The following is an 8,849-nucleotide window of genomic DNA, read 5'->3' on the forward strand; positions in this document are numbered from 1 at the left end:
ATCACGACAATCGGCGCCGTTCTCGGCGGAGATGCTCCGCCAGATCGAACGGCGCGGCCTCTCCCGGGCCGGCCTGTCCGATATTTTTCATGTGCTGATGACGATGCGCCTGCCCGTTCTGCTGGGGCTGATGGCGCTCGGCATTTCGATGATGAATTTGATCTTCGGCGCCATCTACTGGTTCGCCGGCGGCATCGGCGGTGCGCGGCCCGGTAATTTCGGCGATGCGTTCTTCTTTTCGGTCCAGACCTTCTCGACCGCCGGCTACGGCGTATTCTATCCGAAAACCGTGACGACCAACGCGATCGCCAGTGTCGAAATCATCACCGGCGTGCTCTCCACCGCTCTCGCCACCGGCTTGCTGTTCGCGCGGCTGTCGCGGCCACAGGCGCGCGTGATGTTCTCGAATATTGCTGTGATCCATCCTTATCACGGCGTGCCCACCCTGATGTTCCGCGCCGCCAACCGACGGCGCAATGCCCTCACCAACGCGCGCATGACCGTAACCATGATCCGTGATGACACCGACCCCGAGGGCATCGCGCTGCGCCGCCTGATCGACCTCGTGCTGGAGCGTGACGAGTCACCGGCCTTTGCGCTGTCCTGGACCGTCATTCACCGCATCACCGAGACCAGCCCTTTGTTCGGCCTCAACGCCGCCGCCCTGGCGCGCGAGCATTGTGTGCTGCTGTGCGTTCTCACCGGTCTCGACGACACGCTGCTCGCCACCGTCGCCGCCCGCCACGTCTATGACCATGCCGACATCCGCTTCGGCGCCCGGCTCGCCGATATTTTCGATCGCACGCCCGACGGCAGCCTCGCGATCGACTATACGAAATTCCACGACACCGAAGATTGACCTCGACAGATCGTCCGTCCTGGCCCAATAACGTTGGCCGGCAACCGTTCGCGCAGGAGGGCATCATGACCGTCATTGTTGATCGCCCCGGCGCCCGAGGCGCCCCACCGCCCCGCGCCTGACGAACCCGGTTCATCAGGCCCGACTGCGACTTTCATCGAACGGAGCCTGATCGTCATGGACGATATCGACCATCTGGGCTGGAGCCCCGCGCTCGCCCACGCCTTTGCCGACACCGCCGCACCCGGCCAGATTGCCGGGCGGATCATCGCCCACCATCGCGGCCATTATGAACTCACTTACGCCGGCGGCACTCTCCATGCGCAGTGTGCCGGGCGGATGCGTCATCACGACGACGGGCTCGGCCTGCCGGTGGTGGGTGATTTCGTGATCGCCCGTATCGAGGCCGGGGCGGCGACGATCGATGCCATCCTGCCGCGCCGAACCAAATTCGCCCGCGCGGTCGGCGATCTGACGCGGCACGATGTCGCGAAGGGCGAGCAGATCATCGCGGCCAATATCGATTATGTGTTCATCGTGACCGGGGCGGATGCCGATTTCTCGGTTCGCCGGCTCGAACGCCTGCTCGGCGCCGCCTTCGGTTCAGGGGCCATCCCGATCATCGTGCTGACCAAAATCGACCTCGGACTGGCGCCACCGATGATCGCGCAACTCGCCCTCGAAGCGCCCGGTGTCGCGGTTTATCAGGTCTCGAACGCAACGGGCGAGGGGATCGCGCCGCTGCGGGGGTTGATCGGGCATGGCCGCACCGCGCTGCTGGTCGGCTCATCGGGCGTCGGCAAATCGAGCCTGGTCAACCGGTTGCTCGGCATGGAGCGTCAGGCGACGTCCGTAACCGATAACAACGGTCGTGGCCGGCACACCACCACCAGCCGGGATCTGTTCCTGCTCGATGGCGGCGGCATGATCCTCGATACGCCCGGCATCCGCGCCATCACGCAATGGCAAACCGACGGCATCGAGGACGCCTTCGCCGACATCGCGGCCGTCGCCGCCGACTGCCGCTTCGCCGATTGCCGACACCAGACCGAGCCCGGCTGTGCCGTCCAGACCGCCATCGCCGCCGGCACGCTCGATGCACGCCGACTCGCCGATTACGCCAGGCTCGACCATGAACTCAAAGCCCTGGCACGTCGGGGCGACAAGCGCGCCGAAGCCGCTCAGACGCGCCAGAAGCGCATACTCACCGCGTCACACCGCAAACGTCCACCGCCGTGATCAGATTATGAATCCTGGCACCAGCGAAAACATTTTGTCAGGATTTTTTACACTCCCGGAGACGAATATTTCCAAGACTCTGATTTAAAACAATAAAATATCTGGCACCGAAATTGCTTAACAACAAGCCTACAAAGTCTGCGCGTGCAGATACCGTCTCACCGCTCCGATCGAGCCCTCCAGGAAAGCCTCTTTGATGCATCTCTCCCGCTGCGCCCTTACCCTCGTCGCCACGATGCTCGCCGGCATCGGCTTCGCCCAGGCGACACCGATCGCGCCAAATCTGATTACCAATGGCTCGTTCGAAAACCCGAGCGTCGGTAGCGGCTACCAGATCTTCACCAACGGCAACGTGCCTGGCTGGACCAGCAATCACAACGAAATCGAAATCGACTACAGCAACATTCTCGGCGGCCCGGCTTATGCGGGCAGGCAGAGTGCCGAATTGAACGGAACCACCTTCGATACCATCAGCCAGACCGTAACCGGCCTCACGCCCGGTGCGCTCTATACCCTGTCATGGGCCTATGGGAGCCGCCCCGGCTACGGGCCGCAACAGACCAGGGTGAGCTTCGGCGGCGAGACCATCACAACGGATGCCAGCACCGGCGCCGCCGCATCCTCGCTCGACTGGATGCTGAACACCTTCGTCGTCAGCGCCGATGCCTCATCAGAAACCCTGAGTTTCGCGGCGCTGAACCTCCCCGGCTACAATCCCAGCGGCGGCAATGAAATCGACGCCGTCTCCCTGATCGCCGTTCCCGAACCCGGCTCACTCGCCCTGCTCGGCACGGCCCTGATCGGCCTCGGACTGATCAGCCGCCGCCGCGCCCGCACAAGCAAGCGATAAGGCAACCGCCGCTCCGACTGAACCAGCCCGGTTCAGTCGGATCGACAACGAACGGCTTGTCACTCAAGCATTCAGGCCCTTACGTAGTCTGGGCAAAACCACCCCGGCACGATCCGCCGAAACCGACCGGTAGCGGTGCGCCCCCGCCGAACAACGACGTGAGCATCACCGATCGCCGCCCCTCCTATTTGCCGGTCGGCGGCAATGCTGCGAAATATTCCGATACCGCTTTGATCTGCGCGGGGCTGAGCATCACCGCAATATTATGCATCAGGTGCACATCGGTTTCGCTCCGCGAGCCGCTCTGCCAATCGGTCAACTGGGCCGCGATATAGGCGGCGGGTTCACCGGCCAGCCGGGGAAACGCCGGCGCCACGCCCAGGCCCCCTGCGCCATGGCAGGAATCACAAGCCGGAATCGCATGATCCGTGCCGATCCCCGCTCCGTTCATCGCGAGTGTCGCCCCGGTAGCATCACTGGGCGCCGCCGGCAGCGCGGTCGGCGCGATCGCCGGCAGATCATGATAATAGGTGGCGATCGCCCGGCGATCCGCCGCGGTCAGGCCGAGCGCGAAGCTCTTCATGATCGCATTGCGCCGGGTGCCATGTTTGAACGCGTAAAGCTGCTGCTCCAGATATTCGGTCGGTTGACCCGCGAGCGCGGGGAAACCGGCAACCGGATTGCCCATGCCATCGGCGCCATGACAGCCGGCACATTGCGCCACCTGCGGCGGTGGCGCCGCCTGCGCGGTGCCCAGCCCCCCGGCGATCAGCGCTGCGGCCACCACGAATATTCCTGCTTTGATCATTCTGTTAAGTTCCCATCCGTTGTTTGTTGAACGATCTACACTGTCGGACCGTCCTGATCCATCCGGCACGCTGAAGGCGCCGGCGGCACCGGCAGTGTGATGCTCGGTGTCAGGCTGAAATCGGTACAAGCCGGCCCCTCGATCGTCCCGGCCAGCCCGGTCCCGTTCGGCCCGACCGTGCCGGACAGGGCGGCCCACACATAGAACGGCGGCCGTGCCAGCCAACGCGTCGGCTTCAGCACCAACCGCCGCGTCGCCGCATCGAAATGCCCATGCATCGAAAAACACCCTTGAGGCACGCCAGGATTGCTGGCCAGGGCATGGAAATAAAACACCGCCCGCACACTGGTCGGGCTGAGGGCGGTTATTTGCAGCGCCAAAGCGGTCTTGCCTTGCGCGCATGTGTATTGGCCCTGCCACAACCCGATCGGCGGCAGCGACGATGCCCCGGCACCCCCGATGAGACTCAAGGCAAGCCCGCATCCTGCCGCGAAACCCCTCATGATCGACCTCTCCGCCCTCCTATCTGGGTTGCCGCGCGATTTCGTCTATGTTCCGGTCACCGCCCGGGTCACGATCGCCGGGGTCAGCACCTGCGGCAGCACCTTTTCCGGGGCATGGTCAGGCGGATAATACACATAGATCGGCACGCCATCCCGCCCATGCGCGGCCAGATAGGTGGTGATGGCCGGGTTCTGCCGGGTCCAATCGCCCATCATCAAGGTTACGTGATGGGCACGAAACAACCGCTGTATCGATGCCGGGTCGAGCGCGACCCGCTCATTGACCTGGCAGGTGATGCACCACGCCGCCGTCATATCGACCAGAACAGGCTGCCCCGCCGCGCGCAGGGCGGCGAGTTTGGCGGGTGAAAACGCCACCGCCCCGGTCACCTGCAAACCATGCCCCCCCGTGCCCGCCGCCGCCGTCGCGGTGACGCGCGCGAGCAACACCCCGGTCGCGACCACCGCCAGCACCGCCACCCCCCGCGCCACGATGCCGCGAAACCGCAACAACCAGAGCGCGAATCCAAGCAACACCCCGCCCGCGCCAACGATCAACACGCCTGAGGCGCCGGCCTCCAGCGCCATCACCCAGAGGAGCCAGATCGCGGTGGCAAACATCGGAAACGCCAGGAACTGGCGCAGCACATCCATCCAGGCGCCCGGCCGGGGCAACACCCGCGCGATACCGGGAACGATCGCGATCGCCACGAAGGGCAGCGCAATGCCGAGGCCGAGTGCGGCAAAAATACCCAATCCAAGGATCACGGGAGCGGCAAGCGCCGCGGCGAGCGCGCCGCCCATGAACGGGGCGGTGCAGGGCGTCGCCACCACCACCGCCAGCAGCCCGGTGGCGAAGCTGCCGAGCAACCCGCCCCGCGCCGCCAGCCCGGACCCAAGATTTTCCATGCCGGAAATTTCATACATCCCGGCGAAATTCAGCCCGATCGCGAACACCAGCCACGCCATCACCGCGATGAACACCGGCGACTGGAACTGAAATCCCCAGCCGAGCGCGCTGCCCCCGGCGCGAATCGCCAGCAGCACCCCGCCCAGCACCATCATCGCGAGCACCGCGCCCGCCGTATAGGCCATCGATTCCCGCCGCGCCTCGGCGCGATCGTTGCGCCCGAAACGGGCAACCGCCATCGCCTTGATCGCCAGCACCGGAAACACGCAGGGCATCAAATTCAGGATCAGCCCCCCCAGCAGCGCGGCACCGATCCAGACCAACCACGGCGTCGTGACCAGTGGCGCGGGCGGCGAACCCGGCGCCGCCGCGACGGTCAGCGCCTGGGTCTGCCCGGCCGGATCGGTGATTTCGAGCACGCCCGCAAGCGCCGTGAGCGGTTTTGCGGCATCGGCGGGTTTCAGGCCGAGGGTGAACCCGTTCGCGACATATCCAAGCTTTTGCGGTGCCGCATTCACAATGACGCCCGGATCATCCGGGTAGAAATGCGCCGATTTCACCACCGCCCGGCTGAGTCCCGCCCCGGTGATCGCCAGCGTTCCATCCGGCGCGATGATCGCCCTGAACGGCGAGGGACGCGGCATCGCCGCCGCCGCCGCCGCAAACAGCGGCGCCTGGGCCGAGGGCCCGGTGCCGCCCGGCAGCGTGAGCGTGAACCGCCCATGCTCCGGCACGCAAATCTTGGGATCGCACACCAGCCAGTTCGCCGTCGCGTCGATGCTCGAAACCCCTGGCCGCGGCGTGGTCAGGGTGAACGGCAGCAGCACCGTGCCATCTTCGGTGTAATCCCCCACCCCGCTCGCCACCAGCCAATGCGGCGCGGGATAGCTGAACGGGCCGGCCTTGGCCCCCTTGGGTGCGGTGATGGTGATCGAAGGCGGTTCGCCGGCATCGCCGGGATCGGACCAATAGATATGCCAATCGGGTTTCAGCCGAAACAACAGACCGAGCGTGATCGTGGGGCCGGATGCCGCCCGCGTGGCCGAAACCAACGATACACTGACCCGCGACGAGACCACCTGATTACTCTCGGCCGCCCGCGCGGCCAGAGGGGTCAGCAGCCAGATGACCAGCAGCGGGATCAGATAACGATGAACGCTCATATCGGATTTATCGCACATTACGCGGTTCGGTGCTAACCGCCGGCTTCATGGATGAACTCCCCGTCACCGCGATGCTGCCGGCCCTGCGCGACGCCCTTGCCACGCGACCGAACGCCGTGCTGATCGCGCCCCCCGGCGCCGGCAAGACCACCCTGGTGCCGCAGGCCTTGCTGGATCAACCCTGGGTCGGCGATGGTAAAATCCTGATGCTCGAGCCCCGCCGCCTCGCCGTCCGCGCGGCGGCGGAACGGATTTCCAGCCTGATCGGCGACGTCCCGGGCGGATTGGTCGGCTATCGCACCCGTCTTGATTCCGTCGTCGGGCCGCGCACCAGAATCGAGGTGATCACCGAAGGGTTGCTGACCCGGCGCCTTCTGACTGATCCGGGGTTGCAGGGCGTCGCCGGTGTGATTTTCGACGAAATCCACGAACGCAGCCTGGAAGCCGACCTCGGCCTGGCGCTCACCCTCGATCTGCAACGCGGCCTGCGCCCGGAACTGCGGATACTGGCGATGTCGGCGACGATCGATGGCGCGAGCCTCGCCGATCTGTTGCAGGCGGCGGTGATCGAAAGCGCCGGTCGGGCGCATGACGTCACGATCGAATACGCCACGCGCGATCTGGCCGATCCGCGCGACCTGCCGGAGGCGCTGGCCCGCGCGGTGCGGGCCGCGCTGGCGGCGCACCGGGGCGATATCCTGGCGTTCCTCCCCGGTGTCGGCGAAATCCGGCGGGCCGAGCAGGCCCTCACCGGCGTGGGCGTCGCGGTGCTGCCGTTGTTCGGCGACCTGCCGCCAGGCGAACAGGCGCGGGTGCTGACCCCGACCGCAACGCGCCGGATCATTCTCGCCACCAGCATCGCCGAAACCTCGCTCACCGTCCCCGGCGTGCGTGTGGTGATCGACGGCGGGTATCGCCGCGCCCCCCAGTTCGATCCCGGCCCTTCCCTGACCCGCCTGGTCACACGGCGGATCAGCAAGGCCGCCGCCACCCAGCGGGCCGGCCGGGCCGGGCGCGAGGCGCCGGGTGTGGCGATCCGGCTCTGGACCGCGGCGCTGCATCGCGGCCTGCCCGAATTCGACCGGCCCGAAATCACCGCGGCCGAATTGTCCTCTCTGGTGCTGACCTGCGCCGCCTGGGGCGAGCGCGTCGCCGATCTGCCCTTCCCCGACCCCCCGCCGGAGGGGGCGGTCGCGGCGGCGCAGGCGCTGCTCCGCGACCTCGGCGCGCTCGATCCCGCCCATAAAATCACGGCGCGCGGCAAACGAATGGCCGCACTCGGTGCCGCCCCCCGCCTCGCCGCCCTGATGCTGGCGGCGGAGACGCCGGGCGAGCAGGCCCTGGCGGCCGACATCGCCGCCTTGCTCGAAGAGCGCGACCCGCTGCGCGAGTCAGGCACCGCCGATCTTCTGCTCCGGTTGGAGGCGATCGCCGGCCATGGCGCGGGCGACCGGGGCGTGATCGCCCGGATCAAACAGGCGAGTGCCACCTACCGCGCGCGGCTCGGCGTGCGGCGCGACACGGTGGCGGCGGGTGATGCCGCACTGCTGCTCGCTGCAGGCTTCCCCGACCGGATCGCGGTGCGACGCGGCGAGCCGGGCGCCTTTCGCCTGGCCGATGGCGGCGGGGCGAAACTCGACCCGACCGATCCGCTGGCGCGCGCGCCAATGCTGGCGGTCGCCACTCTCGGGGGACGCGGCGCGCCGAAAATCAGCCTGGCCGCGCCGCTCGATCCGGCATGGCTCGAAACCCGTCTCGCGGACCACATCATCACCAGCCGGGACGTCGCCCTCGAAGGCACGTCCGGCGCCGTCATGCTGCGCGAGCGGCGGCGGTTCGGCACGATAATCCTGTCCGATCGCAGCACCCCCGCAACCGCGGAGGACATCGCCTCGGCCTTGCGCGCGGCGGTCCGGGCGAAACCCAGCCTGCTCGCCTGGACCGGGTCCGTGCGGCAATGGCAGGCGCGGGTCGGCTGGATGCGCTCGATCGCGCCCGACGCATGGCCCGATTTCTCCGAGCCAGCGCTGATCGCGACGATGGAGACATGGCTGTTCCCCTACCTCGCCGGGTTGTCGCGTCTGAAAGAGGTCGCCGCCCTCGATCTCGCGGCACTCCTGCGCGCGGCACTGGGGCATCAGCGGGTTCGCGCGCTGGCCGAAGCCCTGCCGGAGCATCTCAACGCGCCGGGCGGGCCGGTCGCGATCGATTACACGGCTTCGGTGCCGGTCGCGGCGGCGCGGGCGCCCATGTTCTACGGGCTGGATGCGACACCGAAACTGGCGGCGGGCCGCATCCCCCTGCAAATCGCCCTGCTCTCGCCAGCCCACCGGCCGATCGCGGTAACCGGGGATCTCGCCGGCTTCTGGCGATCGGGGTGGCTCGATGCGCGCAAGGACATGCGCGGGCGCTATCCCAGGCATGAATGGCCGGAGGAACCATGGCGCGCCCCGGCAGCGCCGCGGCGGCCACGATCCTGATCAGACCATTAGAGCGATATGCGATTAAGTTGACGCG

Annotated in this window: 7 protein-coding genes; 4 read left to right on the forward strand and 3 right to left on the reverse strand. The window is 67.1% G+C overall.

Going from position 1 to position 8,849, the window contains the following annotated elements:
- Positions 1-31: 31 nt before the first annotated feature.
- The 3 genes from ACP5E6_RS06655 (at position 32) to ACP5E6_RS06665 (ending at position 2,948) form a co-directional block, all read left to right on the forward strand.
- On the forward strand, positions 32-859 hold the full coding sequence (locus ACP5E6_RS06655; protein ID WP_427953071.1) for an ion channel: 828 nt from the start codon (positions 32-34) through the stop codon (positions 857-859).
- Between the two features lie 177 nt (positions 860-1,036).
- Positions 1,037-2,098 carry a ribosome small subunit-dependent GTPase A gene (gene rsgA, locus ACP5E6_RS06660; protein WP_427953073.1) on the forward strand — a complete coding sequence of 354 codons (1,062 nt, stop codon included), beginning with the start codon at positions 1,037-1,039 and terminating at the stop codon, positions 2,096-2,098.
- A 196-nt stretch (positions 2,099-2,294) separates the two neighbouring features.
- Positions 2,295-2,948 carry a carbohydrate binding domain-containing protein gene (locus ACP5E6_RS06665; RefSeq protein WP_427953075.1) on the forward strand — a complete coding sequence of 218 codons (654 nt, stop codon included), beginning with the start codon at positions 2,295-2,297 and terminating at the stop codon, positions 2,946-2,948.
- A 184-nt stretch (positions 2,949-3,132) separates the two neighbouring features.
- On the opposite strand, the gene ACP5E6_RS06670 is transcribed toward ACP5E6_RS06665, so the two are convergent.
- The 3 genes from ACP5E6_RS06670 to ACP5E6_RS06680 all read right to left on the reverse strand — a co-directional run bounded on the left by ACP5E6_RS06670 (position 3,133) and on the right by ACP5E6_RS06680 (position 6,332).
- Positions 3,133-3,756 (reverse strand): c-type cytochrome, encoded by a 624-nt coding sequence (locus ACP5E6_RS06670; protein ID WP_427953077.1) that lies wholly within the window; start codon positions 3,754-3,756, stop codon positions 3,133-3,135.
- 35 nt (positions 3,757-3,791) lie between these two features.
- Positions 3,792-4,226 carry a hypothetical protein gene (locus ACP5E6_RS06675; RefSeq protein WP_427953078.1) on the reverse strand — a complete coding sequence of 145 codons (435 nt, stop codon included), beginning with the start codon at positions 4,224-4,226 and terminating at the stop codon, positions 3,792-3,794.
- A gap of 78 nt (positions 4,227-4,304) precedes the next feature.
- A complete protein-coding gene (locus ACP5E6_RS06680; protein ID WP_427953080.1) occupies positions 4,305-6,332 on the reverse strand; it encodes a protein-disulfide reductase DsbD family protein in 2,028 nt (675 codons plus the stop codon).
- A gap of 47 nt (positions 6,333-6,379) precedes the next feature.
- Here ACP5E6_RS06680 and hrpB point away from each other — a divergent pair, with 47 nt between their 5' ends.
- Positions 6,380-8,812: an ATP-dependent helicase HrpB gene (hrpB, locus tag ACP5E6_RS06685; protein ID WP_427953082.1), complete on the forward strand. Its 2,433-nt coding sequence runs from the start codon at positions 6,380-6,382 to the stop codon at positions 8,810-8,812.
- Positions 8,813-8,849 lie beyond the last annotated feature (37 nt).

The organism is Acidiphilium sp. (assembly GCF_049977125.1).
Classification (GTDB): Bacteria; Pseudomonadota; Alphaproteobacteria; order Acetobacterales; family Acetobacteraceae; genus Acidiphilium.

Coding starts and splice junctions, on each gene's coding strand:
- ACP5E6_RS06655 (WP_427953071.1), top strand. CDS start 32: ATGCTCCGCCAGATCGAACGGCGCGGCCTCTCCCGGGCCGGCCTGTCC.
- rsgA (WP_427953073.1), top strand. CDS start 1,037: ATGGACGATATCGACCATCTGGGCTGGAGCCCCGCGCTCGCCCACGCC.
- ACP5E6_RS06665 (WP_427953075.1), top strand. CDS start 2,295: ATGCATCTCTCCCGCTGCGCCCTTACCCTCGTCGCCACGATGCTCGCC.
- ACP5E6_RS06670 (WP_427953077.1), bottom strand. CDS start 3,756: ATGATCAAAGCAGGAATATTCGTGGTGGCCGCAGCGCTGATCGCCGGG.
- ACP5E6_RS06680 (WP_427953080.1), bottom strand. CDS start 6,332: ATGAGCGTTCATCGTTATCTGATCCCGCTGCTGGTCATCTGGCTGCTG.
- hrpB (WP_427953082.1), top strand. CDS start 6,380: ATGGATGAACTCCCCGTCACCGCGATGCTGCCGGCCCTGCGCGACGCC.